General features: G+C 64.9%; 22 protein-coding genes. 9 read left to right on the forward strand and 13 right to left on the reverse strand.

Translation table 11 applies throughout. The features are described from left to right. From GY769_09490 to GY769_09505, 4 genes are read left to right on the forward strand one after another with little or no spacing between them, the layout of a single operon-like run. Positions 1-777, forward strand: coding sequence for a hypothetical protein (locus GY769_09490; protein MCP4202155.1), 777 nt, complete (start codon positions 1-3; stop codon positions 775-777). Further along, positions 774-1,868, forward strand: coding sequence for a hypothetical protein (locus tag GY769_09495; GenBank protein MCP4202156.1), 1,095 nt, complete (start codon positions 774-776; stop codon positions 1,866-1,868). Before GY769_09490 ends, GY769_09495 begins: the two co-directional genes overlap by 4 nt. Next, on the forward strand, positions 1,865-2,491 hold the full coding sequence (locus GY769_09500; GenBank protein MCP4202157.1) for a hypothetical protein: 627 nt from the start codon (positions 1,865-1,867) through the stop codon (positions 2,489-2,491). The genes GY769_09495 and GY769_09500 overlap by 4 nt, the downstream gene beginning before the upstream one ends. 14 nt (positions 2,492-2,505) lie before the next feature. After that, the gene (locus tag GY769_09505) at positions 2,506-4,554 is read left to right on the forward strand and encodes a dehydrogenase (protein MCP4202158.1); all 2,049 of its coding nucleotides are present in this window, start codon (positions 2,506-2,508) and stop codon (positions 4,552-4,554) included. Between the two features lie 20 nt (positions 4,555-4,574). On the opposite strand, the gene GY769_09510 is transcribed toward GY769_09505, so the two are convergent. Continuing rightward, positions 4,575-5,198 (reverse strand): hypothetical protein, encoded by a 624-nt coding sequence (locus GY769_09510; protein ID MCP4202159.1) that lies wholly within the window; start codon positions 5,196-5,198, stop codon positions 4,575-4,577. 117 nt (positions 5,199-5,315) lie between these two features. Next, a complete protein-coding gene (argS, locus tag GY769_09515) occupies positions 5,316-7,235 on the reverse strand; it encodes an arginine--tRNA ligase (protein MCP4202160.1) in 1,920 nt (639 codons plus the stop codon). Between the two features lie 95 nt (positions 7,236-7,330). Between argS and GY769_09520 the strand changes: the two genes are divergently transcribed. Further along, on the forward strand, positions 7,331-7,873 hold the full coding sequence (locus GY769_09520) for a macro domain-containing protein (protein ID MCP4202161.1): 543 nt from the start codon (positions 7,331-7,333) through the stop codon (positions 7,871-7,873). On the opposite strand, the gene GY769_09525 is transcribed toward GY769_09520, so the two are convergent. The 4 genes from GY769_09525 to GY769_09540 form a co-directional block, all read right to left on the reverse strand. Further along, the gene (locus GY769_09525) at positions 7,870-9,555 is read right to left on the reverse strand and encodes a 2,3-bisphosphoglycerate-independent phosphoglycerate mutase (protein ID MCP4202162.1); all 1,686 of its coding nucleotides are present in this window, start codon (positions 9,553-9,555) and stop codon (positions 7,870-7,872) included. The genes GY769_09520 and GY769_09525 overlap by 4 nt on opposite strands. A gap of 24 nt (positions 9,556-9,579) precedes the next feature. Further along, complete coding sequence (locus tag GY769_09530; protein ID MCP4202163.1) at positions 9,580-10,008, reverse strand: hypothetical protein; 429 nt, start codon at positions 10,006-10,008, stop codon at positions 9,580-9,582. Then, a complete protein-coding gene (locus GY769_09535) occupies positions 10,005-10,673 on the reverse strand; it encodes a 2-dehydro-3-deoxyphosphogluconate aldolase (protein MCP4202164.1) in 669 nt (222 codons plus the stop codon). Before GY769_09535 ends, GY769_09530 begins: the two co-directional genes overlap by 4 nt. 68 nt (positions 10,674-10,741) lie before the next feature. After that, positions 10,742-11,470 carry a TrmJ/YjtD family RNA methyltransferase gene (locus GY769_09540; protein MCP4202165.1) on the reverse strand — a complete coding sequence of 243 codons (729 nt, stop codon included), beginning with the start codon at positions 11,468-11,470 and terminating at the stop codon, positions 10,742-10,744. A 117-nt stretch (positions 11,471-11,587) separates the two neighbouring features. Here GY769_09540 and GY769_09545 point away from each other — a divergent pair, with 117 nt between their 5' ends. Beyond that, the gene (locus GY769_09545; GenBank protein MCP4202166.1) at positions 11,588-11,896 is read left to right on the forward strand and encodes a hypothetical protein; all 309 of its coding nucleotides are present in this window, start codon (positions 11,588-11,590) and stop codon (positions 11,894-11,896) included. 91 nt (positions 11,897-11,987) lie between these two features. On the opposite strand, the gene maf is transcribed toward GY769_09545, so the two are convergent. The 3 genes from maf to GY769_09560 are packed head-to-tail and all read right to left on the reverse strand — an operon-like array spanning position 11,988 to position 17,519. Next, positions 11,988-12,608 (reverse strand): septum formation protein Maf, encoded by a 621-nt coding sequence (gene maf, locus GY769_09550; GenBank protein ID MCP4202167.1) that lies wholly within the window; start codon positions 12,606-12,608, stop codon positions 11,988-11,990. A 37-nt stretch (positions 12,609-12,645) separates the two neighbouring features. Continuing rightward, positions 12,646-15,000, reverse strand: a complete 2,355-nt coding sequence (locus GY769_09555; protein MCP4202168.1) for a VWA domain-containing protein — start codon at positions 14,998-15,000, stop codon at positions 12,646-12,648. Next, positions 14,997-17,519 (reverse strand): VWA domain-containing protein, encoded by a 2,523-nt coding sequence (locus GY769_09560; protein ID MCP4202169.1) that lies wholly within the window; start codon positions 17,517-17,519, stop codon positions 14,997-14,999. The genes GY769_09555 and GY769_09560 overlap by 4 nt, the downstream gene beginning before the upstream one ends. Positions 17,520-17,578: 59 nt before the next feature. Between GY769_09560 and GY769_09565 the strand changes: the two genes are divergently transcribed. Further along, a complete protein-coding gene (locus GY769_09565) occupies positions 17,579-18,766 on the forward strand; it encodes a cysteine desulfurase (protein MCP4202170.1) in 1,188 nt (395 codons plus the stop codon). A 7-nt stretch (positions 18,767-18,773) separates the two neighbouring features. Next, complete coding sequence (mnmA, locus tag GY769_09570; GenBank protein MCP4202171.1) at positions 18,774-19,874, forward strand: tRNA 2-thiouridine(34) synthase MnmA; 1,101 nt, start codon at positions 18,774-18,776, stop codon at positions 19,872-19,874. Positions 19,875-20,123: 249 nt separating this feature from the next. Here the strand turns inward: mnmA and rsmI are convergent, their stop codons facing one another. The 3 genes from rsmI to GY769_09585 are packed head-to-tail and all read right to left on the reverse strand — an operon-like array spanning position 20,124 to position 22,488. Continuing rightward, positions 20,124-20,786 (reverse strand): 16S rRNA (cytidine(1402)-2'-O)-methyltransferase, encoded by a 663-nt coding sequence (gene rsmI / locus GY769_09575; protein ID MCP4202172.1) that lies wholly within the window; start codon positions 20,784-20,786, stop codon positions 20,124-20,126. A gap of 8 nt (positions 20,787-20,794) precedes the next feature. After that, entirely contained in the window at positions 20,795-21,631 is an 837-nt protein-coding gene (locus GY769_09580; GenBank protein ID MCP4202173.1) for an NAD+ synthase, read from the reverse strand. After that, positions 21,628-22,488 carry a carbon-nitrogen hydrolase gene (locus tag GY769_09585; GenBank protein ID MCP4202174.1) on the reverse strand — a complete coding sequence of 287 codons (861 nt, stop codon included), beginning with the start codon at positions 22,486-22,488 and terminating at the stop codon, positions 21,628-21,630. Before GY769_09585 ends, GY769_09580 begins: the two co-directional genes overlap by 4 nt. Positions 22,489-22,496: 8 nt before the next feature. Here GY769_09585 and GY769_09590 point away from each other — a divergent pair, with 8 nt between their 5' ends. Continuing rightward, positions 22,497-23,237 (forward strand): hypothetical protein, encoded by a 741-nt coding sequence (locus tag GY769_09590; protein ID MCP4202175.1) that lies wholly within the window; start codon positions 22,497-22,499, stop codon positions 23,235-23,237. Between the two features lie 4 nt (positions 23,238-23,241). Here GY769_09590 and GY769_09595 read toward each other — a convergent pair whose 3' ends face one another. Beyond that, entirely contained in the window at positions 23,242-25,461 is a 2,220-nt protein-coding gene (locus GY769_09595; GenBank protein MCP4202176.1) for a lytic transglycosylase domain-containing protein, read from the reverse strand.

Genomic DNA, 25,461 nt, shown 5'->3' on the forward strand with positions numbered 1-25,461 from the left:
GTGGTAGCTCAGGTCGATAGCGAGCCACCGCAGGTAACCTGCCCCCAGTGCGGCGGGGAGAACTCGCTGCGCTCGGGGGAAAGCTTCTTTGCCTGTGCTTTCTGCGGAACGACCCTCTTTCTCGACCGTTCGGCGATCGTCGCTCACTATCGACTGCCCCGGCTCGTCGATCGGAAGCAGGCGCAAGCTGCTCTGCGCCGGTGGATGGCGGGCAACGACACGGTCAAGGACCTGGATCGCAAGAGCAAGATATCGGCAATCGATGCGGTGACATTCCCGATGTGGTTGTTTCGCTGGCGCAAGGGGAAACGCGAATCGGTGACCGTCGAGCCGGCGGCTCCGACCCCGATGCCGGTGCTGGCGGATCTTTCCATTCCAGCGGGAAAGCTCGATCCGTACGATGGTGCGGAGGAGGGCGCAGAGGCGGTGCCGGTCGCAATCCCGCTCGAGACCGCCAGAGGCTGGGTCGAGCAGCGTGGGGTGACCGCCGATGAGGTGACCGAAGTGGCGCTGGTCGAGATTCCGCTCTGGCGTGCGAGCTACGAATACTCGGGCGAGACTTTTTTCTCGATCGTCGAGGGATCCACGGGACGCGTTCTGGCCTCGGTCTTTCCGGAGAAGGCGGAGAGTCCGTACATCTTGGTGGCGGTTCTGGGCCTGATTCTGTTCGGTATCGAGGGTTTGATCATCACCAACCCCTTCCTGAAGCTGGTGGCCTACGCCTTGACCGGCGTGCCGCTGCTGTTCCTGGCTTGGTTGGTTACCCGGAAGGTATGAGCGAGCCCGCTGAATCTCCCGCGAGGGACTCCGACCAGATCGAGGAAGTCCCCCATCGGCTTTCGGATCGCGTCGAAGGCCTGACGTGTCCCAACTGCGGCGGTACCCTCGACGTCGCCAGCGGCCTGCGCGTCGTCTTTTGCGAATTCTGCCGTACGCCGTTGCTGGCGGCGAGAGAAGTAGGAGTCCGGCGCTTTGCGGTCGAGCCTCAGATCGGCGCCGACCGAGCTCGGGCCGTGGCCCGAGAGTGGCTCGGCAAGGGCATGCGCAAGGATCCCAAGTTGCGTCGACAGGCCCGGCTCGCCGAAAGCTTGCTCTGCTTTCTGCCGTTCTTTCGAGTTCAGGCCGACTGTCTCGGAGTCGCGTTGGGAACGGAGCTGCGTAGGCGAACGGTCGGCTCGGGGAAGAACCGCCGGGTCGAGACCTATGAGGTCGACGTCGAAAGAAAAGTCGGCAAGAGCCATGATCGCACCTATCCCGCGGTCGACGTCTCGGAGTGGGGCATTCGTCGCGTCAACCTGGTCGGAGATCCGCTGGTGCCCTTCGAGGCCAGCCTCCTGAGTCGGCTGGGCATGGTGTTCGAGCCCACCGGCTCAGAGCAGACGGTATTTCAGGCTGCGCTGGCGCAGTTCAAGACCTCGACCGATCCCGCCGCGGGGCTCAAGAAAGTGCGCTTCAAGTTTCTCGAGACCTTGAGAGAGCGGCTGTCGGTCGTCTACTACCCGGTCTGGGTCGTTCGCTATCACTACAGGAATCGGGCGTACCAGATCCTCGTCGACGCGGAGGATGCCTCGTTGGCCTACGGCAAGGCGCCGGGTAACGACTTCTTTCGGGCCGCGATGTTGGTTCTCACCGAGGCGGTGGTGGTATTTGCCGTCACGACGCTGGTGCAGGTCGTCGGAGAGGGCTCGTGCGGAGCGATCGCGTTTCTGGGCGCATTCGCCCTGGGGATCCTGGGTTGGGGTTGGAAGCACTTTCGTTACGGAGGTGTCGTGATCGAAGGCTCGGGGGTGGTCCGGGAAGAGCGCTCGTCTCTGGGCGGGCTCGGTCGAGCGCTCCAGCGACATCGAAGTGGAGGTGCCCGCGCGTGAGGGCCTCCGGATTCGGCCTCGTGCCCCTCGACTGCCCGACCTGCGGCGCCGCCCTGGCCGCCGCCGGCGAAGATGTCGTGTTCTACTGCACCGCCTGCCGCAACGGCTATCGTTACCAGGTCGAAGAGCCCCACCTCGTGCCGCTCGAGGTGCAATTCGTAGCCGCCGCCAACATCGCGGCGGAGCGGTACATGCCGTTCTGGGTTCTCGAGGCCCGGGTGGAGGTTCGCCGGCAGTCGGGTCGTGGCATGCCGAGCCTGATCCATGCGTTCTTCGGCGGTGGCGGTGAGGAGCGCGCGGGGGAGGGCACCTTCGTGGTTCCGGCCTTTCGAGCCGATTTGGACGCGACCGTGGAGCTGGTCCGGCGCTACACCGAGGCCTTTCCGGGTCTCGATCAACTCCTGGGCGAAAAACTGACCGGAGGCTGCTTCGACGTAGCGGATGCCAGGAAGCTGGCTCACTTTGCGGTCGTTGCCGGGGAGGTGGACCAGAGAGGCGTGCTGCGCACCCTGGACTACTCGATGACCTTCGGTGAGGCGCGACTCCTGGGGGTTCCCTTCGCGCGGGATCGAGACGGCTGGAAGGATGCGGTTCACGGTATTCGCATTCAGGAACAAGGCTAGAATCCCCGCTTGCCATGACCCCGAACCCTGCCCTGCTTCGCTATGCCTTCATGCGGCTGACGCGAGACCTCGATGCGAGATTCGAGTCGCTGCTGCTGACCGGTCGCGTCTCGAAGTGGTACAGCTCGATCGGCACCGAGGCCACTACCGTGCCGGCGGGGCTCGCACTTCTGCCGGGCGACGTGCTGTGCACGCTCCACAGGGATCTGGGCGCCATCTTGACGACCTATCTGGATCCGGCCCGGACCTTTCCAGGGCTCGGCTTCGGGGTGCCGGACGGCCGCAGGCCCGACCCGGTCGAGTTGCTCGAGCGCCTGGCCTGCCAGCTGCTGGGCAAGGCGCGGGGCTTCTCCGGGGGCTTCGAGCGGTCCTTTCATTACGGCTATCTGGCACCCGAAGCCGGGATTCGACATGTCGGCATGATCAGTCACCTGGGTGCGATGATCCCGGTCGCCGCGGGCTGTGCCTTTGCCCTCAAGCACGAGGGATCCGACCGCGTCGCGCTCAACTTCATCGGTGACGGCGGCACCTCGACCGGCGACTTTCACGAGGGCCTCAACATGGCGGCTGTCTGGCGGCTGCCGCTGGTGCTGATCATCGAGAACAACCGCTATGCGTTCTCGACGCCCGCCGAGTCCCAGTACGCCGCGGAACGGTTGAGCGATCGCGGACGTGGCTACGGAATCGCGGCCGAGACCGTGGACGGCAACGACCCCGACCTGATGGCCAAGGCTCTGGCGCGAGCCGTGAATCGCGCGCGTTCCGGCGACGGCCCCACCCTGATCGAAGCCGTGCTGGGGCGAATGCGAGGCCACAGCGAGGGCGACGATTCCTTGAAGGTCGTTCCCCAACGGGAGCTGGATGCCTATCTGTCCGAGGATCCGGTTCCGGCCTATGCGCAGCGGCTGCACCTGTCGGGGTTTCTCGACTTCGAGATTCTGGAGAAGATCGAGCAGCGGTGTGACTTCTTGATCGAGGCGGCTCTCGCGGCCGCGAATGCGGCTGAGCTGCCCGACCCCAAGACGGCCAGGCGCCCCGCGCTAGCGCCCGCCCCGGAGCCGGAGCCGAGCTCGATCGCCGCGGCATCGGACGAGACCGTGGCCTACGTCGATGCAATTCGTCTCGCGCTCACCGAAGAGATGGAGCTGGACGATCGAGTCATTCTCCTCGGACAGGACATCGGGCGCTTCGAAGGTGCGTTTCGGGTGACTCGTGGGCTTCACGAGCGCTGGCCGAGACGGGTCCTCGACACACCGATCGCCGAGAGCGGCACGATCGGAATTGCCGTCGGCGCGGCGTTGCTCGGCTATCGAGTGGTGGTCGAGATGCAGTTTGCCGACTTTGTCTCGTGCGGCTTCAACCAGATCGTCAACGTCGCGGCCAAGCTCTTCTACCGCTGGCAAGTGCCGTGTCCAATCGTGGTCCGCCTACCCTCGGGCGGCGGAGTCGGCGCCGGCGCCTTCCATTCCCAGAACCCGGAGGCTTGGTTCAGTCATGTCGCCGGACTCAAGGTGGTCTGTCCGGCGAGCGCACAGGACGCTCGCGCTTTGCTGAAGGCCGCGATACGTGACCCCAATCCGGTGATTTTCTGCGAGCACAAATTCCTCTACCGCCGGATCAAGGAAAGGCTGCCTGGAGAGTGGGAGGTGGCCCCTATCGGGTCGGCGGTGGTGCGGAGGCCGGGCAAGGACCTGACGCTGATCGGCTACGGCGCCAGCACGTGGACCTGCATCGAGGCCGCCGAGCAACTGGCCGCAGAAGGCGCCGGTGACGTCGAGGTGATCGACTTGAGAAGCCTGGTGCCCTTGGACTGGCCGACGATCGAGGCCTCGGTTCGCCGGACGTCCCGTGCGGTTGTCGTCCACGAGGCCCAGCGCACGAGCGGCTTCGGAGCCGAGGTCGTGGCCGCGATCTCCGAACGGGCTTTCGCATGGCTCGACGCGCCGGTGGTGCGCGTCGCCTATCCCGACCTGCCGGTGCCGTATGCTCGCAATCTCGAGCGGGAGCTTCTGCCGTCCGCCGAGCGAGTCGTTTCCGCGGTGAAGGAAGTTCTCGCCTATTAGCTCGCCTGCCGTGGCAGCGGCTACTCGGCCGGCTCTTCGGCCGGCGAGCCAGCGGAGCCAGCGGAGGCATCGGAGGTGTCGGAGTCGGCGAGGTCGTAACCCAACCACAGGAACGCGATTGGACGGCCGTTGGTGTACATCGGCCCGGCGAGCTCGATCGAACCTTCGACGGTGCCGTCGCGGGTGGTGAGCTCGGTGGTGGCCAATGCCCAGTCGCCTCGCTCGTCGACCCGTCCCGTGCGAGCCATCTTCTCGTCACTCGAAGCCAGGATCAGGCCGGCGGGCGTCAGAATGTGGACGAAGCTCACTCGAGAGTCTTCGAGCAGATTGCTCTTGGCTCGATTGGCGTAGTTGCCCCAGCGCGAAGCGACGGCCGAGCGAACGCCGGCCTCGAAGGCATGGAAGACCGCTTCGGCTTCGCGAACCCGGTATTCGTGCGAGCGCCGTTCGAAGTCAGCGCCGAGCTCTTCCGTGATTCGGCGCTGCTCTTCGGCCGCGGTGGCAATCTTGGCGTCGAACTCGGCCTCCAGCCGCCCACGATGGCGTTCGACCCGACTCCCGGACCAGAGAACGGTCCCCGCCAGAAGCAGCAGGAACACCACCACGGTAACCGTCTCCCAAAGAACGCGCTCTGCAGTTGCCATTCCGAACTCAGACTCTTAGAAATGCCGTAGCGCGGCGAAGTGTACCATCGGCTCGCGTCTTAGAGATCGCCCCGCGGGTGCCGAGACCAGGGCAACGCGGTGGGCGGCACCCCCGGCCTACATTCGCTCCGGTATCGGCAGTCCCATCAGGTCGGTCATGACACGCAGCCCCTTGGCGAAGATCTGGGCGGTGGCCAGGCGCGTGGCGCGTCGCTTCGCGTCCGGCTCCTGAAGGATCGGGTGGCGATGGTAGATGGCGTTGAACTTCTGGGCCAGCTCGAGCGCGAACCGGGCGATCTGGGAGAGCTCGAGTGCCTCTACGGCTGCCTCTGTTCGATCTTGGAGCTCGGCGACCGAGAAGATGAGCTCCCAGAGATCGTCCTCCCAAAGCTCTCCCGGCAGCGAAGTCGCGCTCTCGGGGCTGACCTCGTCTGCCAGCTTCTCTTCACGCAGCCTTCGGAAGATGTTCGCCGCCCGAACCAGGGAGTACTGCAGGTACGGTCCCGAATCGCCCTCGAAGCTGAGCGCTTCGTCGAAGTCGAAGGCGATGACCCGGTTGGTCGTGGTCTTGATCATGAAAAAGCGCAGGGCCGCGGTGGCGATGGCGCGGGCTCGGCTGTCGAGCTCGTCGGGTGGTGGCTCACTGTCTCGGGCCATGATCTCTTCCCGGCTCTTGGCTTCGAGCCGATCGATCAGATCGTCGGCCTTGACCCCGATTCCCTTCCGGCCGGACATTTCGAGACGCTTGCCGTCTCCGGCGACCTCGCCCTGCCCGAGTTGCTCCGCCGCCGCTGCCGAGAGCGCCACCATCTCGTAAGCAAAGTGAACCGAACGCGCGGCCTCCTCGGTGTGGTGCAATCTCTCGAGACCTGCGCGAACGACTTTCTGCAGATAGCTCTGCCGCTTGTCGATCACGTTGATGACCCGGTGGCCTCCGCCGAACTCCGGATGATCGTCCACGCCGTCGAGAACGGATTCCCAGACTTCTTCTTCCCGCCAGTAGCGGTAGCCGAAATCCAGCCCGAGAAGGCCGAACTTCCAGAGCTGATAGGCGATGTCCTTGCCGACGTAGGTCACCGTGCCGTCCGATCGGACGATGATCTTGTCGGGATCTTCCAGACCGGCGAACTCGGAACTCTCGGAGAGGGGCATCAGCCAGCAGCCCGAGTTCTTGCCTTCGGTCTCGAGCCGAATCGCGCCTTCTTTCTTGAGGCGCTCGAAGGCCGCATGAAAGAAATCGAGTAGCAGGATCACGCTCTCCCGGGTGATGAGGTCGTAGTCGACCCCGATTCTGCGCATGGTGCGCAGATGGCGTGACACGATCCGGCGGGCGATCAGCCTGCCGACCTCCGCCCGGGGACCGCTGCCGGACTCGATCTCGTGCAGGGTCCGGCGTCGAAGCTCGGCGCGCTTGGCGTCCTCTTCGTACCAGCGGCCGACTTCCGCGTAGAGATCCCAGCAGGTGAAGTCGAAGGGCTCCGGCAGGTCCCGTATCTCATCGATGCCAAGGCCCCGGAGGTCGACAAAACCGACAACCACGTCGGCCAGCTGCACTCCGGTGTCGTCGATGTAGTTCTGGACCTCCACCGGTCGTCCCAGCGCCCGCTGAGCTCGTACCAGAACGTCGCCCAGAACGGCATTGCGGAGATGGCCGATGTGCGCGGCCTTGTTCGGGTTGATGTTCGTGTGCTCGACGATGGTCTTCTCGGCAGGCTCCGGCGGCGGCGAGATCAGGGCTTCCTTGATCAGCGCGGCAGCCAAACGTCCGCGGTCGAGATAGAAATTCAGAAAGCCCGGTCCCTCGACCCGAACCTCGCGGACTCCCTCCGGCAACTCGAGTCCGGCCGCGATTTCCTCGCCAATCTGCCGCGGGTTCTTCTTGACCACCCGAGCCAGCTGCAGCGCTCCCGGGAAGGCCAGGTCACCGAGGTCGCGTCGGGGTGGAATCTCGGGCCTGGCCTGGTGAGGAATGCCGTAGAGGTCTTCTATTCTGCCCTCGATCCGCGAGGCCAGGGCATTGCGGATGGCCGTCAGCATGGCGGCGGGGAGTCTATCCCATGGAATCAGCCGCTGCTTGGTACCGGAACCGATGCTGATATCATTAAGGGCTCGCTGCAAAGGAAGTTCGCTGTATGGGAAAGAATCACGTAAAGATCCAGCTCAACGGCACGCAGCTCGAGCTCCTCGAGGGAGATATTACCGAGCTCGACGTCGATGCTGTCGTAAACCCCGCCAACGCAGACCTTAAGCTGGGGGCTGGAGTTGCCGGCGCGATCCTCAAGAAGGGTGGCAAGTCGATTCAGAACGAGTGCAACCGCATCGGAGGCACCTCGGTGGGAACGGCGGTGATCACCGGGGCCGGCGAGCTCGACGCCAAGCACGTCATTCACGCCGTCGGTCCGAAGATGGGCGAGGGCGACGAGGATCGAAAACTGTCTTCGGCGGTGCGTTCGGCGCTGGCGCTGGCAGACCGTCATGGGCTCAAGTCGATTGCCGTTCCGGCCATATCGACAGGAGTTTTCGGTGTGCCGACCGAACGTTGTGCCAGGGTGACGCTGACCGAGATCCACCGCTACCTGCAGGGCGGTACCAAGCTCGACCGCGTCGTCGTGTGCCTCTTCGACTCGGAGGTCTTCGGGACCTTCCGAAAAGAGCTCCGCCGCGGGTTCCGCTAGCCTCTCGATCGCCGCAGCAACGACCTTCCCGTCATAGCCTCGGGCTGATCCAGCCCCATGAGCTCGAGCACGGTCGGGAAGACGTCGGCCAGGCGGCCGCCCGCGCGCAGCACGCTCGACGGGCGATCCGGACTGCCGGTGGCGGCGTCCCGGCGGTCCTCGTCGACCACGATGCACTCGACATCGTAGGTCGTGTGGGCGGTGTGGGGCGCGTCGTTCTCGGGGTCCCACATCTGCTCGGAATTGCCGTGGTCCGCGGTGACGATGAGCTTGCCGCCTCGTTCGAGAGTAGCGTCCACTATGGCTCCGACGCACTGATCGACGGCTTCGGCGGCCCGAATCGCAGGCTCCAGCTTGCCGGTGTGCCCGACCATGTCGGTGTTGGCGAAGTTGACCAGGAGGAAGTCCTCGCAGTCCCCGGCGCGGAGGCGCTCGAGCATGCACTCACAGACCCCGAGCGCGCTCATCTCGGGCTTGAGGTCATAGGTGGTGACCCGGGGCGATTGCACGGTTCGACGGGATTCTCCCTCGAACGGTCGGTCCCGGTAGTCGTTGAAGAAGAAAGTGACGTGAGGGCTCTTCTCGGTCTCGGCGCACCGAAACTGAGTCAGTCCCAGCGCGGCCAGGTGGCCTCCGGCTATGGACTCCAGTTTCGGAGGCTTGGGGAAGACGACCTCGACCAGCTCGGCGAGATCCTCGGCATACGAGGTCATCGTGACGTAGTGGAGATCGAGCTTGCGGCCGCGGTCGAAGCCGCGTTGGCCCGTGTCCGGCGATGCCGGCACGCGATCCTCGAACTCGTCGAGAACGAAGGCGCGGGTGATTTCCCTTGGCCGATCTCCGCGGTAGTTGTAGAAAACGACGGTGTCGCCGTCGGCGATTCGCGAAGACACCGCGTCCGAACCGACCGTGCGCGGCGAAACGAACTCGTCGCCTTCCTGGCTGGGATTCGAGGGGTGGTCGTAATAATCCTGGACGGCTTTTTCGGCGCTGGCGAAATGGGGCAAGCCCGGGCCCCGGCCGGTCAAGCAGTCGTAGGCCGAGGCCACGCGCTCCCAACGATTGTCACGGTCCATGGCCCAGTAGCGACCGCAGATCGAAGCCACCCGCCCCACTCCCAGCTCGCGGCACCGGGCGGCAACCTGCTCGACGTACCCGAGCCCGGTAAACGGGCCGGTGTCGCGGCCGTCGGTGAAGAGGTGGATCCAGACGCGCTCGAGGTTGCGCTTCGCTGCCAGCTCGACCAGGGCATACAGGTGCTCGAGCCGTGCGTGGACTCCGGCGTCTGACGCCAGGCCCATCAGGTGAAGAGCGCCATCACCGTCGCGCGCGCGATCGACTGCGCGCGTCACCACCTCGTTGTCGAAAAAGGTCCCGCTCTTGATCGCATTGGAAATGCGCACGGAGTCCTGATCCACAATGCGTCCGGCACCCAGATTCTGATGACCGACTTCGCTGTTGCCCATGGTCCCGGCGGGCAGCCCGACGTCCTCGCCGCTGGTCTTGATCAGGGTCCAGGGATAGTCAAGCAGGAGAGCGTCGCAGCGAGGTGTGTCCGCGAGCTTGATGGCGTTGTATTCGTCGTGCTCCGGGTGCGGGTTTCGGCCCCAGCCGTCCCGGACTATCAGGACGACCGGACCTGGTCGGTGGATTGCGGGGCCGGGGTTTCTCGAGGTTCGCATGGAAGGAGCCACCAGGGTGCGTTTCTAAGAGACCAGGTAGGCGCTGGCCCTGATCTGTATCCTGGCCCGGGGGGCAAATCCGCTACCGGTGAGCTCGTACGCCGTCGACGTGCCCAGAATCGGCAAAACGATCCAGCCATCGAACGTGCCACCTGCGTTGTACGGTGGTACGACCGGTTCAATCTCGGCCAGCTTGACCCAGTGATCATCGCCGGGGTGCAACCGGGAGGCGAGCTCGACGTAGGCGTGATCGAGGTCGATGACGCGCTGCGTCGACGGGTGCCAGAGCGAGAAGACGAATCGAATCTCGTCAAAGGCCCCGGTCTCGACTTGTTCATCGCCCCCGTTTCGAAGGACGAAAGCGAATCGGCCTCCGCTGTCGGTGGCGAAAATCTCGGGAGTCGAGTCAAACCGGATTTGTACCGGCTCGGAGCTTCTGTTGTTGGGTCTCACGACCGGGATGCTGAAAGAGCGTTGGCGATGCGCTGGCGGCTCGAGGCCGCGTCCTCTCCGAGAAGCTGGGCTCCGAGGCCGAACGCGCTGGCTCCAGCGGCTCGATAGGCGGGAATCTCCTCCGGGCCGAAGCCTCCGGCGGCGAGAATCGAGATGTCCGGCAGAGGCTGGCGAATCGTCGCTAGGTAGGCGGCGCCTCCGACCGGAGGCAGAGGGTAGACCTTGACCAGGTCCGCCCCCAGAGCCGCGGCCGCCACGATCTCGGACGGCGTCAGAGCTCCGATCACCAGGAAGACGCCAGCCGCGGCGGCGACCTGGGCGACCTCGGCTGTCACGTTCGGGGTGATCAGGAAGTCGGCTCCGGCGGCAAGGGCCTGATTCGCGCGCTCCGCGGTAGTGACCGTGCCCATTCCGATCCACGGCGGTCCGTCGCCCGAGCGCTCCTCGATCAGGCCGGCGACGACCTCCGTAGCTTCGGGCACCGTGAAGGTGATCTCGATCAGTTCGAGGCCGCCATCACGAAATGTGCGGGCCTGGGTTTCGGCTTCGTCGCGGGTAGCCGTCCGAACGACCCCGAAAACCGGCGCGGCGCTGACGCTCGCGGCGACACGGGCACGAGCCGATCGGCTGGTTGAGGGGGCTCGACTCGAGCTTGCCGTCGTCATCGGGTGGCAGAGCGTATCACGGGCGAGCGCCGGCCTCGGGCCGTGTTGTCAACCGCTCAGGCGACCGCTCAGGCGTCCGGCTCACGCCGCGCCAAGGCGTGCTCGAGGCGCCTGCAGAGACCCCGGAAGATCACCACTTCGCGCTCGGTCAGCCGAGTCCGTCCAGCCAGTCGTCGGAGGTCGAGAAGCACTCCCTGGTAGGTTGAATCACGGGCGAAGCCGATGCCATGGAGGACCGAGTCGACGTGTTCGAATAGCTTCTCGATTTCGGCGGCAGTAGCTTCGGGCGCCGCGGGAGCGGGGATCTCAAGGAGCTTTCGCGCCAGGAATAGCTCGTGGGCGACGATGAGCACGGCTTGAGCGAGGTTGAGAGTGGGTTGATCCGAGGCCGTGGGTATCCGAACGACGGTTCCGCAAACGGCCAGTTCCTCGGTTGTCAGGCCAGAGCGTTCTGGGCCGAAGACCAGAGCGACTCGGCCGAAATCGGCGCTCTCGAGCCTGCCCGGGAGCTGCCTCGGCTCGATCGTTCGGCTCTTCAGAACGCGTTGGCGGTGGGAGCTGGTGCCGACCACGTGTCGAAACGGAGCCAGAGCCGTGTCGAGAGACGGCAACCGATGAGCGGCGTCGAGGATGTGGGTGCCACCAACCGCGCGCGCGCGAGCCTTGCCCGCGATCCGAACGGCGGGCTCTACCAGAATCAGGCGGTCCAGGCCGGTGTTGGCCATGGCTCGCGCCACGGCTCCGACGTTTCCCTCTTCCGTGGGTCGTACCAGAACCACCGTCGGTGCCTGTTTCATCCGGCCCCGGACTCTATCGCGCCTCGCCAGGTTGCATCGCCGGCCGCCCTCGGCCGGCGCGGCGGGATGACCTGGAAGGCTTGATAGGATTCGAGGTGGAAGGCGGAACAGATATACATGATGACGACAAAGAGCCTGCGTTCGTATTTGATCTTCACCGGCACCGGCCCGATTCTGGTGCTGTCGACCTACCCCAAGCTGACCGACGAACGCCTGGTGGAGAAGCTTCGCCACAAGGGCATCGACAAGTTCCTGGCCTACGAGGTGGATCTCGATGCGGTCGAAAGCCAGTATGGCGCCGCGTTCGAGGGCGTAGTGGGCAACCTCCGAGGGGTCGAGGACATCCGGGTGCTGGACTTCAATGGGCACCAGATCATGGCGAACTTTAGCCTGCAGGAACTGGGCGACCCGATCAAATTCGGCTGACGCGGAGTTTCGTGCTTGCATCTACGGCGTTGGGCAGCCTCTGAGCTCCTCGACGTACTCGGAGTACGCCTGCGGTGCTCAATCGCCCGCCTCAGGGGGCTGAGGCAGCGCCATCCAACCTCTCGTTACGGAAGTCGAGAAGCGAGTAGCCGAGCTCGGAGACGAGTCGGTAAAGGGTGGGTACGGGCAGGCCGACGATGTTGGAGTAGTTGCCCTCGACGCCTTCAACGAAGAGCGCCCCGAGGCCCTGAATGGCGTAGGCGCCGGCCTTGTCCAGAGGCTCACCGGTGGCGACGTACCATTCGATCTCGGCCGTGGTCATAGCGGCGATCCGGACCTTCGAGCGCTCGGTCGACGAGAGCAGCGTGCCGTTGCCGCCGTCGAGCAGAGCGACCGAGGTCAGCACTTCGTGTTCGTGCCCGGCCAGACGATCGAGCATTCTGGCGGCGTCTTTCGGACCGGTCGGCTTGCCGAGGATCGAGCTATCGATGATCACGGTGGTGTCGGCAGCCAGAGTCAGCGCACCGGCTCGAGCTCGGCACTCGGCCTTGGCGCGGGCGACGCGCTCGACGTAGATCTCGGGAGTCTCACCGTCGAGACGGCTCTCGTCGACGTCCGCCGGCTCGACCTGGAAGTCGAGACCCAGGCCGCGCAGGATCTCCGAGCGTCGGGGCGAGGCGGAAGCGAGAATCAGATGGTCGGGCGCAGTCAAGGCGTGCGGACTCCGATGCGGTCGTGGGCTGCGGCGCCTATGGATAATAGCCGGGCACGGTTTTGACTTCGAGGCCCGCGCGCGCGATCTCCACGCGGACTTCACGATATTCGCGGGACTCCAGAAGAGGTGACTGGTATCCGAGCAAGTACTGTGAGCGCAGGTCCTGCTCGATCCGGTCGTAGATTCGATCGATTCGGCGAGCGCTTTCGATGGAGAAGCTCTCGCCGCCGGTTTCCCGAGCCAGCTTCCGGAGAACCGCGTGTTCCGCGACGTCACTGCTGCCCAAGCCGAGTCCGATCGTGTAGATCGCGACGCCCGAGCGCTCCGCGAACTCGAGCGCCTCCTCGAAGGAGAAATCGGAGGCGGAGTCGGCACCATCCGAGACCAGAATCAAAGCGCGCTTTCCGCGCAGGCCGGCCAGGTAGTAGAGCCCATAGATCAGGCTGTCATAGAGCGAGGTTTCGCCGTCGGCCTCGATGCCGGCGAGGCCGTTGTTGAGCAGCACGATGTCGTTGGTCAACGCTACTCGCAAGACCGGCACGTCGTTGAAGATGATCACCGCCGCCCGGTCCTTGGGTTCGAGCACGTGTTCGAAGAACTGGGCGGCGGCCTTTTCGACCTCCCGAATCTCCTCGACCATCGAGGTCGAGCAGTCGAGGACCACCACGGCGCTCACCGGTAGGTGCTCGACGGTTTCGAAGCGGCGCAGCTCCTGTTCGACCCCGTTTTCGAACACTCGGAACTGATCCCGCTCGAGATCCTTGACCGCGGATCCTTCGGCGCCGAGAACACTCGCGTAGAGCTCTACGAAGTCGACTTCAATCGCCTCGATGGTGTCCCCGGTGTTGACGACCACCAGGTCCTCGGCAGAATGGCCGTCGTCCAGAACCGCGACGGCCCGAATGTAAGACGAGCCTTCGGATGGAATCGGGTGAAGGGTCTGAACGAAAGGAGGCTGGTACAAGCGCGCTAGGCGGGCCTCGTTCCAGAAGAAGTCGACATGGGACAGGCGCTCGCCGAGCGGCGTATCGACGACCGCATGGACCTTGAAACTGGTACCGGTCGTGGCGCCCCGATCGGGCTCGACCAGCCGTACCGCGAATCGGTGCGGTCCCGAATTGATGATTAGGTGATCTCGAGCGATCTCGTAGCCGTCGGCGTTGAAGGCAACGGCTTCGATTTCGCGCGGGCGCGGCACCACACCCAGGTCGAGCTCGACCGAGAACGGAGGCCGGTTCTTGGTCAGCGCTCGTTCGCCATCGAGAAAGAAGCTGACCTTGGCAACGTCGGGGTTGCTGGCGATGGTCTCGAATCGATGCGAGCCGGTGAGATAGCCCTCGGGCGGCGGCATGAGCTTGAACAGGCGCTGCCCGGGTTCCGCCCAGCCGGCTTCCTGGCGGTCGAGAGTCGGTACATCCAGTTTCACGTTCCGACGCAGATAGCGATCTTCCACGACGTCGTGAAGCTTGAGCACCATGTCGTATTGACCGGGTGGCAGGTGGCGGCGAGCCGTGAGCCGGATCACTTTCTGCTGCCCGTTCCGGGCCTGGGGGGCCGCCGAATAATGCAGGCGGAAAGCATCGACCGCCCCGGGGCCGAAGACCTCGCCCGTGACGTTGAAATCGCACAGCCCATCGCCGGCCGCTTCGCTATGGGGCACGGCGAGGGTCACCAACACGGCCGTTCGGTCTCCCACCGCGGCCGGGTAGTCGAGTTCGATGGTGGCATCCAGCGGGCGGGCGTCCGGTGGCAACAGGGTGGTCTCGGTCAGGAACTCCTCCACCCAGGCGCCGTCTCGGGCGGACAGACCGGGCAGAAGCTGCGGATCGCCGCTGCCGGTGAGAGCCGCCGCCAGCTCCGGCCCACGGTCACAGATCGAGAGGAGCGTGGCCTGCGATGTATCGCCGCCCGCTTCGCCGAGGAGGCTCTGCCAGTCGCCTTGCTTCCAGGTTCGGAATTTCCCGCCGCTCTCGGCGGCGATGAAAACGACCGTTTGCGCTCCGTCCTCACTGTAGTACCAGATCTCGTGGGGTCTGACCGGAGCGGGACAGATATCGGCCACTCGGTAGAGAGGCGGGCCGGCCGTGAGAAAGATTCGTGCCCGGTCAGAAGCCGGATCGGAGAACTCCCTGGTTGCCAGCGGCAGCCGCTTGCTCCAGTCCGAGCGCACTTGGTCGGCGCGTTCAGACCAGAATCGCTCGAGGAACTTCTCCCGAGTACCGGGATGCCGCAGAGCGCGAAAGACCTCGGCCTCACGCTCCGACATCAGCAGCTCTTCGGGCACGAAGGCGGCTCGATCCTCTCGAGCCGAAGCAACGCCCACGCTAGAGAACGCCAGCACACAACACAACACGACCAGGGTGATGCGCCGGGCGCCGGTTTGGATCAAGGGTAGTAGCCGCGTAGTGTCTTGGCCTCGAGCCCGGTCTCGGCCAACTCGACCTCGATCGACCGAAAATCATCAGAGCTCGATGAGTTCGTAGATTGATAGGCGAGGTAATACCGCGAGCGCAGCTCTCTTTGAATGTCGCGATACACCGCTTCGAGTTGTGATACTTCCTCGATCAGGAAGATGCGGCCGCCGGTTTCTTCGGCCAGACGCTTCAGCTTTTTGGGGGTGTCGCCATGCTTCTTGGTCAGGTTCAGTCCAATCGCATAGATCGCAACCCCGGCTCGGCGCGCGTATTCGAGGGTGTTCTCGAAACTGAATCGCGAGTGCTCGTCCTTGCCGTCGGAGAGAATGATCAGCGCCCGCTGGCCCTTGATGCCGTTGAAGTAGTAGAGGGCGAAGATCAGGCTGTCGTACAGAGCCGTACCGCGTTCCGCTCGGAGACCGGCAAGACCCCCTGCCAGGATGCCGACGTCGTTGGTGAACTTGGCGGCAAGGTGGGGATGATCGTTGAAGGTGATCAGAGTGGCACGGTCTTTCTGGGTGATCGCGTCTTCGAAGAACTTCAGGGCCGCGAGTTGGGCCGCCTCGAGGTTCTCTTCCATCGAAGCGGAAACGTCCACCAGGATGCCGGCATGAATGGGCAAGTTGGTGACCTTGTCGAAACGCAGCGGCTGCTGCGGGACGCCGTCCTCGCGGATCGCGAAGTCCCCCGATGACAGACGGTCGACAGGTCGCAACTGCTTGTTGAGGACCGAGATGTAGAGCTCGACGAACTGGACATCCACTTCCTCGAGATACTCGGGCGCGTTGACGAAGACGAGGTCCTCGGTCGAGTTTCCGTCGGGCTGAAATGCGACAGCGCGGACGTACGCGACCTGCCGCTCCTCGGGGAGGACGATGGGATAGGTGTAGGGCGGTTGGTAGAGCGTGGCCACGAGATCCTCGTTAAGATAGAACTCGACCCGCTCCACAACTCGATTCTCCGGAACCTGAACCTCGGCCTCGGCCCGCAAGCTGCGCTCGTAGGTGCGGCCTCGGCGCGGTTCCACCAGCCGCACGTCGAAACGGTGGGATCCGGAGTTCAGTATGACCTCGTCCCGGGCCAGCTCGTTTCCTTCGGCGTCAAACGCGGTGGCCACGAGTTTGCGCATTCGGGGGAGATCGCCCATATCGAGCTCGACCGCGTACGGGGCGGTTCTCTTGGTCAGAATCTGCTTGCCGTCGAGTGCGAACTCGACCTCGGAAATGTCCGAGCCAATCGCGAGAGTGTCGACGCGGAGCTTCCCGGTTTGCAGGCCGTCGCGAGGCGGCACGATGCGCAGGGTCGTGTCGCCCGACGCGATGGCCGCGTTGGCCTCGGCGAGAATGCGCGCACTCTCTTCGTCTTCGGGCGGGGTGGAGTAGATGACCTCGACGGCGGGGACTTCGAGAGGCGCATCCAGCCTGAAGTATCGTTCGGCGTTCGGATCCTCCATTCGAAGTACGATTCGGTAGTTGCCGGCTCGTAGGTAGCGCTCGAAAACGAACGGGATCTTCTCCTCGGGAACCGCTTCCGCCGGATGATTGAAGGTATAGCGAAAGCTATCGAACAGGCGGTCGTTGCGCAGAATCTCACCCACCAGAATCAGGTTGTACGACTCGTGCTCCCCGAGTATCGCGCTCTGGAGGTTGTCGCGGGGCACGGAGATCAGGCCCTGAACCACGGTGCGGGTCTTATGGCGCCCGGGATACTGGAAGTCGATCTGCGCCGCGAAGGTATCGGCGCCGTCCGGGATCTCGGTCGAGTACGCGCCGAAAGTCTGCGCCCACTCACCGGAAGGGCCCTGCGGCGGAGTTCGGGCGTCCGCGATCATCATCGAGTAGCCGGCAGATCCCTGTCGAATCGCGAAGCGGAGCGCATTGACGAGCGCGGTTCCCTGATCCATCCGGCAGCCCGAGGTCAGATCCTGGAGGTTGCCCGACGCGGCCCCGGGAAAGCGGAAAAGGGCTCCCGTGCCGATCGCGGGCTCCCACAGCCGGTATCTCCCCAGGCCTCCCGCCTGGTAGAACAGCAGGAGAACCTCCTGCCCTACCGTCTCGGCGCGCTGGTAGTACCAAACCTCGGCGGGCCAGATGTCGGTGCACCGGATCTCGACCAGTGCCGTCGGATGGCCGTTCAGGAGCAGGACCTCCGATCTCTCGTCATCGAGGAACTTGAAGTTGGCGTAGATCTCCTGGAGGCGAGCGTCCCACTTGTCCTTGAGCTCGTTGCGTCCGGTGTCGGGGTACGGGTCGCGGATTTTCCAGAACCGCTCGATGAAGGCGTCCCGCTGGTAGTCCTTCTCGATAGCGAGGAAGGTCTCTCTCTCCTCTTTAGAGATGAGCAGCCGGACTTCCTCCAACCAGACCTTGTACCTCTCGGGGAGATCCTCGGGAATCTTGGTTTTCTTGGCGAGGACAACCGGGGCGGCGAGCAGGCACAGCACGAGCAGGCCGGCAAGCGCCTTCAGGACGAGCCGATTTCCGCCGGTAGTCACGAGACCATCCTATGACTGGCGGAATCGATGGTGCAAATCGGCGCTAGAATCGTGCCGCCATGGGTCCCGTGTACTTCGATCACAATGCGACCACGCCGCTCGAAGCTCGGGTTCGCGATGCGATGTTGCCGTGGATGTCTGGCGGTCATGGTAATCCTTCCTCGGTTCATTCGTTTGGACGCCGCGCCAGGGAAGCGGTGGATGCGGCTCGCGAAACGCTGGCTCGGAGCCTGGGCGGCCTGCCTCCCGAATACGTCTTCACGGCCTCGGGTACCGAAGCCAACAATGCGGTGGTTCTGGGCCTGGCTCATATGGCCGCGGACCGTGCAAAAGGCCTGCCGGAAGGCTCTGGTCGGCATTTGGTGATTTCGGCGCTCGAGCACCCCTCGATCCTGAGAGCCGCCGAGCGGCTGGAGTCCTCCGGTGTCCGGGTAACCCGGGTCCCGCCGTCGTCGAGCGGTGTGGTCGACAGCGCCGAGCTGACGGGAGCGCTCGACGACGATTCGTTTCTCGTCTGTCTGATGCTCGCCAACAACGAGGTCGGCACGATCCAGTGTGTCCAGGAGGTCGCTCTGGCCTGTCGAGAACGCGGTGTTCCGGTGCTCTGCGATGCCGTCCAGGCGGTCGGCAAGATCTCCGTTTCCATCGAGGAGCTGGGAGTCGACTACTTGACGCTCGGCGCACACAAGTTCTACGGTCCGGCGGGTGCCGCGGCCCTGTGGATGCGGGGCGGCGCCAGTTTCGAGAGCTATCTGATCGGCGGTAGCCAGGAGCGTCGCCGGCGTGCGGGTACCGAGAACGTACCGGCGATTGTCGGCCTCGGCGTCGCTCTCGAGCTCGCGGTGGCCGAGCTCGAGGAACGCCGCGCCGTGACCGCGGCACTTCGCGATCGTTTCGAGGCCGGGCTGGACGCGATCGGGGATGTCGTGATTCATGCCGTCGAAAGCCCTCGCCTGCCGAACACCAGCAATGTGGCTCTTCTCGGTGTCTCGGCCGATAGTCTGATGATTCGACTGGATCTCCAGGGATTCGCCGTCTCGGCGGGCTCGGCGTGCTCCGCAGGCAGACCGGAACCGCCGGCGACGTTGCTTTCGATGGGAATCGAACCGGCCGAGGCGCTCTGCTCGCTACGCGTAAGCTGCGGTCCGACCAACACCACCGAGGAAGTGGATCGCTTTCTGGAGGTTCTCGCGCGCGAGGTCGCCGCGCTTCGAGAGCTTGCCGCTCCAGCCGCCTCGCTGGGATGAAAATTTGATGAGCGACCTGACCGCGGTAGCGATGAGCGGGGGTCTTGACTCCTCGGTGGCCGCCTGGATGCTCGCGCAGAGCGGCGAGGCCGCGGTCGGGCTGTCGATGTTGCTATGGGATCGATCTCAGGAGAACACCCATGGCCGCTGTTGTGGCGCCCTGGATCTGGGTGACGCTCGCAGGGTGGCCAACCAATGCGGCATCCCGCACTACACGCTGTCGATGGAAGGGGAGTTCCGGCGCCACGTCGTCGATCCCTTTGTGAACGACTACCTGGCCGGTCGGACGCCGATCCCGTGCACGCGCTGCAACACCTGGATCAAGTTCGACCTGTTCCTCGAGAAGGCGCGGAGTCTGGGCGCCGATCGGATCGCGACCGGGCACTACGCCCGGATTGTCGAAGGGCGGGAAGGACCGGAACTGCATCGAGCCCGATACGAGGACAAGGACCAGAGCTACTATCTGTTCGAGTTGACCCAGGAGCAGCTGGCCGCCTCGCGCTTCCCGCTCGGCGACAAGTCGAAAGAGGAGGTCCGCGATCTGGCCCGCGCCGCGGGACTCATCGTGGCCGAGAAGGGCGAGTCGATGGAGATCTGCTTCGTGACGGGTGGCATCCGCGAGTTCATCGAGGAGGAGGTCCGGGCTCGATCCGAAGCCGGCCAGCTTGCGACCGGTACCTTGGGAGTTGCCGCGGAGGTAGTCGATCAAAGCGGCGCGGTGCTCGGCGCCGGCGATCCCTACTATCGCTACACGGTTGGCCAGCGGCGGGGCCTGGGCGTGGCCACGGGCGAGAGGACGTATGTGTTGAATGTCCTGCCCGAGGAGAATCGGGTCGTGGTGGGCACGAACGAGGAGCTATTCGCGCCGGGCCTGGTGGGCCGGGACCTGCACTGGATCGGCCGGCGGCCGGATTCCGAGGTCGAGGCGACGGTCAAGATCCGCTCGCGGCACGCCGGGATGGTGTCGAAGATCCGATGCGATGGCGGCGGCGCCCGGGTCGAATTCTCCGAGCCCCAGCGCGGCGTCGCCCCGGGCCAGGCCGCGGTCTTCTACGACGGCACGCGGGTGCTTGGGGGCTGCTGGATCGAAAGCCCGCTCGGCGGCTGATTCCGCCTTGCACCCGAGCCGGTCTCGGCCTAGCCGGCGCTCAGCCTTTCGGCTTGTGCGATCCGGCGGCCCCTGGCCGTTTGCACTGCCGAATCGGCGCCGACGCGCTGGGGCTGCAGAAACCAGTACCAGAGCTCCCGTCGCAAAACCAGTCGGGAGGGGACACGAAGGAATCGTGTCCCCGACGCCCGAGCCGGCCCCTTGGTGGATTCGCCTACCGACCGCCGTTCGATGGCTGGTTCGGCCGACTCAGCCCTGCCCCCCGATGACGATCACGTACTCGCCGCGGGGCTTCTTGTCGCGGAGCTGCTCGACGAGGGCACCGAGGGTGCCGCGCAGGGCCTCTTCGTGCATCTTGGTGAGCTCGCGCAGGACCGCGGCCGGGCGGTCGCCGAAAACCGCGAGCGCGTCTTCGAGACTCGGCAGCAGGCGATGCGGCGACTCGAAGAAGATCACCGTGTGCCCGAGGTCTGCAAACCGCACGAAGAACGTGCGCCGCTTGCCGGATTTGGGTGGCGGGAAGCCGATGAAGGTAAAGGGGTGGGGAGGCAGGGCAGAGACCACCAGTGCTGCAAGAAGGGCTGACGGCCCGGGTACGGCCTCGACGGTGACGCCTCGAGCGATCGCTTCTCGGACCAGAAGATAGCCGGGATCCGAGAGCAGAGGAGTGCCGGCATCGCTGACCAGAGCGATTTGGCGGCCGGACTCAAGCTTCTCGAGGAGGCTCGGCAGGCGAGCGCGCTCGTTGTGTTCATGAAGCGAGATCAGATTCTTCTTCAAACCGAGATGAGCCAGCAGCCGGCCGGTCCGACGGGTATCCTCGCAGGCCACCGAGTCGGCCATCTCCAGCGCCTGCCGTGCCCTCGAGCTCAGATCCTCGAGATTGCCGATCGGCGTGGCGACGACTGTCAGGCGACCGCTCAATCGCGCGGTATCTCGCGATCCAGATTGATGGCGCTGCTCGAGAGGCGTGCGATCAGCATCAGGCGGCGTTTGAAGCGATTACTGCGCTCGAGCTGCTCGATCTTAGCGACCGCCTCGGCGTCGTAGCCGCGTTCCACGACTTCCTCCGGAGACAGGCCGCGGTCGAACATCAGGTAGAGCACCTCGTCCGCCGTGCGGTAGGCGAAGCCGAGCTCTCCTTCGTCGGTCTGACCCGGCCAGAGATCCGCCGAGGGCTTCTTTCTGACGACCTGTCTGGGCAGGTCGAGGTGCTCGGCAAGTTGCCAGACCTGTTGTTTGTAGAGGTCGCCGAGCGGATTGATCGAGCTGGCGTTGTCCCCGAAGATCGTCGAGTAGCCGAGCAGGATCTCGGTCTTGTTCGAGGTGCCCAAAACCAGAGCGTCGCATTTCTTGGCTTGATCGAAGAGGATGCCCATACGCTCGCGGGCCATCTTGTTGCCTCGCCGAACCGGGTCCGCGTCCGGCTCGGTGTTGTCGAAATAGGCGTCGACCATGGGCGAGATGTCGATCGTTCGCGACTCGACCGCCAGCTGAGCTGCGACCTCCTGGGCGTCGTTCGTCGACTCGGGCGAGGATGTTCGGTAGGGAAGAAGTAGCGCCAGAACCCGATCGTGCCCCAGGGCGCGCGTGGCCAGAGCGGTCGAGAGAGCCGAGTCGACACCGCCGGAGAGCCCGACCACGACCCCGTTGCAGCCGGAGGTCTCGACCGCATCCTTGATGAATCCGGTCAACACTCGGGTCGCGAGCTCGGGGTTGAGCCGGAGGCGTTCGAGAACGTCTTCCTTTCGAATCATGACGGGCCCACGATGTCGCTACGCTCGGCGTGAACCAGGGGCAACCGCCAGCGCAGCCGATCGACCTCCCGCGTGTCGATTTCGGTCACCAGGAGGTGCTCATCCAGAAACGGCGCACGGCCGACGATCTCGCCGCCGGGACGTACCACGTGGCTGCCGCCGCTGTAGAAGGAGCCCTCCTCCCAGCCGACGCGGTTGCAGTAGACGACCCAGCAGGTATTGACGAGCGCGGTGGCGCGAGTCAGCGCCTCCCAGGATTCCTGGCTCTCGGGGATGTCTCCGGAGCCGAGGTGCCCCGGTCCGGCCGATATGACTACCAGGACCTTGGCTCCGGCGAGCGCCAGCCCTCGGGCGAGATGGGGATGCCAGAGATCTTCACAGACCAGGAGCCCGAGGCCGTCGACCGGTGACGACAGGTTCTCTCCCGGGCCGAAGAACCGACCCTCCTGAAAAATGCCATAGGTCGGCAGATAGAGCTTGCGGTGGCTGTGGGCGATCTCGCCGTCACGCAGGAGCAGCGCGGTGTTGTAGAGCACGCCCTTGTCGTCCTCTTCGACCAGTCCGACGACCAGGCCCATGGTGCCCGCCGCCGCCAGCAGCCTGCTAATGGCCTTCGAGTCGGCGGGCCTGGCCGCGACCCTCCCGGTGAGATGCAAGAGGCGATATCCGGTCAGCGAGAGCTCGGGGAAGACCAGCAGATCGACCTTCGACTCGCAGGCGCGCTCGATCCAGCTCAGATGCCGCTCGAGGTTGGCTTCCACGTCACCCAGCCGGGCGTCGATCTGAGCGATCCCGACGGTGATCTGTGTCGACATGATGAGATGGGCCGGAGGGTCGAAGAAGCGCCATGCTAGCATGGCGCCCCGTGAAAAAGCCTTTGAGCATGATGGTTTTGGCGGTTCTGACGGTCGGCGACGCGCCTTCGCCTGGGGTCCTGAGGGCCGAGGAGAACCCGGCCGAAGGCTCAACCGCTGCCGAGCTCGTCGATCGCATCGTGGCGGTCGTGGACGAGGATCCGATTCTGGCATCGGATCTGGAGCGAGCGATCGGACTGGGGCTGGTGTCGCAGCTCGAAGACGAGGCCGAGGACGCGTTTCGAAGACGCGTGCTCGACCTGATGTTGGAGGAGCGCCTGCGCGCCCACGAGGTCGATCGATTCGGGTTTACGGAAATCTCGCTCGCGGAGGTGGAACGGGCGGTCGAGTCGCTCGAGTCCGCCTTCGCCAGCGCCCGCGCGTTCGAAGAGCGCCTTGCCGAGCTGGGACTGAGCACCGACGACGTCCGTCAGATCGTCGCTCGTCAGGTTATGGTGCTCACCTACGTGGACGAGAGGCTCGGGCCCCGGGTCTTCGTCAGCCTCGATGACATCCGTGAGTACTACGATTCGGTCCTGACACCGGAGATGAAGCGCACGGGGCAGAAGCTGCCCGAGTTGAACCAGGTTCGCGAGGAGATCCGGAGCGTGCTGCGCGAGCAGCGCCTGAATCAGGAGATCGAGCGCTGGACCGCCGAGTTGAGGCTCGAGGCCGACATTGAAGACTATTTCGAGCGCCCGGCCGCCGCCTCGGCCGACGTCGTGATCGGGGTGCGCACCGCCTCGGAGTAGCGGGCTAGGGACCGTAGAGCCGGGCGTAGTGCTCTCGGCTTTCGAGGACCTTCGCCAGATAGCCGCGCGTCTCCGCAAATCCGACCTTGGAGAAGTACTCCTCGGGCTCGCGGCTAAAGCAGTAGCTTCTCCATAGCGTGGCTTGGTTCTCGCCGGCGTTGTAGGCGGCAATCGCCGCGTACGGCTGGTCGGCGAAGCGCTCGCCGAGCTCGGCCAGGTAGGCGGCGCCGAGCGTAAGAGCGATCTCCGGCCGGTGCAGATCTTCGGCCGTCACGGTTTTCAAGCCGATCTTGTGTCCGAGCCGTTCGGCGGTCGGAAGAACGAACTGAGCCAGGCCTCGGGCCGCTGCCGCCGAGACCGCCTGAGTGTCGAAGCGGCTTTCTTCGCGCACGATCGCGGCCAGCAGGAAGGGGTCCGCGTCGAACTGCCTGCTGCGCTCCATGATCAAGTCACGATAGTGGAGTGGGAACGCCGAGCGATGCAGGCTGGGGGGCAAGAGGTCGATGGGAACTTCGCCGACGGCTCTCTGATAGAGGATCTCGGCGATTCGCAGAGCCGAGCGCAGGCTGCCGGATTGCTCCAGAAGTCCAACCGCTGTCAGAGCCAGATCCGGTTCCTCGACCCTGAAGTGCTTGAGGATGGCGGGTTCGCCCTCGTCCCAGAGACCCAGGCCGAGCAAGAGCTCTTCGGGTCGCTCCAGGCGCGCTTGCCAGATCGGCCAGTCCGGGGCGTCACGCAGCTGCACCTGTAGAAAAGAGCGTGCGGAGCTGCGCGACGAAAGACGTTGGGTCAATCGGCGGCGGGCGTCCACGGCGGACCGATCGTCGCCAGGCAGCAGAAGCATGGCGCCGGAGAGATCCGCCATGCTCGAGCCTTGGACGATGCGCCGGGCCAGAGCGTCGGACGCGGGCCCGAGCTCCGGCCGGCCGAGCCGCTTTCGAGCGGCCACCGCGAGTGGGTGATAGGGGTTGTCGCTCAGAATCTCGAGGTAGAGCTCGGCGGCTCGATCCCATTCGCTTTCGAGTTCCGCCAACCGGGCCGTCCAATAGATCGTGTCGGTTGACGGCTCTCGACGCGCCCGTCGGCCCCTGCGCAGCCATTCGCCGGCGCGCTCGGCCCGCTTGCGAACGATCTCCGAACTAGCCATATAGACACTGGCCGTCTCGAACATCCTCGCCCAGCTACGCCTGGAAGCCAGGACCTCGTAGAGCTCGAGAGCCGGCTGCTCGGAGCCGCTGCGCCACTCGATTCTCAGGGCCGACAAAAGGGCGGCGTCGGCCCATCTGCCCTCGGTCTCCTCGAGGTACGCGCGACGGTAGCTCGAAGACGCCGCGGCCCAGTTGCCGCTGAGCTCATAGCATCGACCCTGCTGGTAGAGGGCGCGCGCCTTGGTGTCGAGCTTGGTTGCGCTTGCCACCACCTTGCCGAACTCGCTCGCGGCGAGCAGGTACTCCTCGCGCCAAAAATGACTTCGCGCCAGGGCGTATCTGGCGTCGGGGTCCTCACCCTCCAGGCCCGCCAGTCCGGCTCTCAGATAGGGGACGGACATGTCGAACCGACGATGGGCGTGGAAGGCCTGGCCCAGGAGGAGCGAGATCTCCGGGGCCACGCTGCCTCCCACGAGCTGACTCAATCGATCGGCCGCCAGACGGGCCGCCTCGTCGTCGATGGCGCGCTCGAGAACTGCTTGGAGCCGCTCGAGAGCCGGCTGCCGGCGGCCCACGAGGAGATCGCAATTGGCCTTGGTGACCTGGATTCTGCGGTTCGGTCTCTGCTCGAGCCGCCAGCGGTCGGAGTTGGTGAGGAGACGGCAATCGGCGCCGTTCTCGATGGCCTCGGCCAGCATTTGAACTGCCGGTCGAACGAGTCGCTTCGGCGGCTTGGCCGCGAGCAGACGAGCCAGGAGCCCGGCCGACACCTCCGGGTGCCCGCGCTTTTCCTGGTTCAGCGCGAGTCGAAACAGGCTGTAGGGGGCCAGCGGCATTGCGCTGGTCAGGGACCGGGCAAAGGCATCCTGGGCCGCGCGATCTCGGCCCAGAAGCTCCAGGAGATGGCCGTGCAGATAGTCGAATCCGAGCGGGCGAACTTCGGCTTCGCGTTCTGAAATGCTGGTCTCGATGACTTCCAGCGCCGCCTGTGGTCGGCCTTCGAGCTGATACTGGGCCACCTGCAGACGAAGGTCCGCCGGTGTTGCCAGCAGGAGCAGAGTCGCGGCCCAGAGCAT

The sequence above is a fragment of the bacterium genome (assembly GCA_024224155.1).
Taxonomy (GTDB): Bacteria; Acidobacteriota; Thermoanaerobaculia; order Multivoradales; family JAHEKO01; genus CALZIK01.

Coding starts and splice junctions, on each gene's coding strand:
- argS (MCP4202160.1), bottom strand. CDS start 7,235: ATGCTGACGGCCATCCGCAATGCCCTGGCCTCGCGGATCGAGGGCAGA.
- GY769_09565 (MCP4202170.1), top strand. CDS start 17,579: ATGGGTCCCGTGTACTTCGATCACAATGCGACCACGCCGCTCGAAGCT.
- GY769_09510 (MCP4202159.1), bottom strand. CDS start 5,198: ATGGCAACTGCAGAGCGCGTTCTTTGGGAGACGGTTACCGTGGTGGTG.
- GY769_09585 (MCP4202174.1), bottom strand. CDS start 22,488: ATGCTAGCATGGCGCTTCTTCGACCCTCCGGCCCATCTCATCATGTCG.
- mnmA (MCP4202171.1), top strand. CDS start 18,774: ATGAGCGACCTGACCGCGGTAGCGATGAGCGGGGGTCTTGACTCCTCG.
- GY769_09580 (MCP4202173.1), bottom strand. CDS start 21,631: ATGATTCGAAAGGAAGACGTTCTCGAACGCCTCCGGCTCAACCCCGAG.
- GY769_09495 (MCP4202156.1), top strand. CDS start 774: ATGAGCGAGCCCGCTGAATCTCCCGCGAGGGACTCCGACCAGATCGAG.
- GY769_09545 (MCP4202166.1), top strand. CDS start 11,588: ATGATGACGACAAAGAGCCTGCGTTCGTATTTGATCTTCACCGGCACC.
- GY769_09525 (MCP4202162.1), bottom strand. CDS start 9,555: ATGCGAACCTCGAGAAACCCCGGCCCCGCAATCCACCGACCAGGTCCG.
- GY769_09505 (MCP4202158.1), top strand. CDS start 2,506: ATGACCCCGAACCCTGCCCTGCTTCGCTATGCCTTCATGCGGCTGACG.
- GY769_09595 (MCP4202176.1), bottom strand. CDS start 25,461: ATGCTCTGGGCCGCGACTCTGCTCCTGCTGGCAACACCGGCGGACCTT.
- GY769_09540 (MCP4202165.1), bottom strand. CDS start 11,470: ATGAAACAGGCACCGACGGTGGTTCTGGTACGACCCACGGAAGAGGGA.
- GY769_09520 (MCP4202161.1), top strand. CDS start 7,331: ATGGGAAAGAATCACGTAAAGATCCAGCTCAACGGCACGCAGCTCGAG.
- GY769_09535 (MCP4202164.1), bottom strand. CDS start 10,673: ATGACGACGGCAAGCTCGAGTCGAGCCCCCTCAACCAGCCGATCGGCT.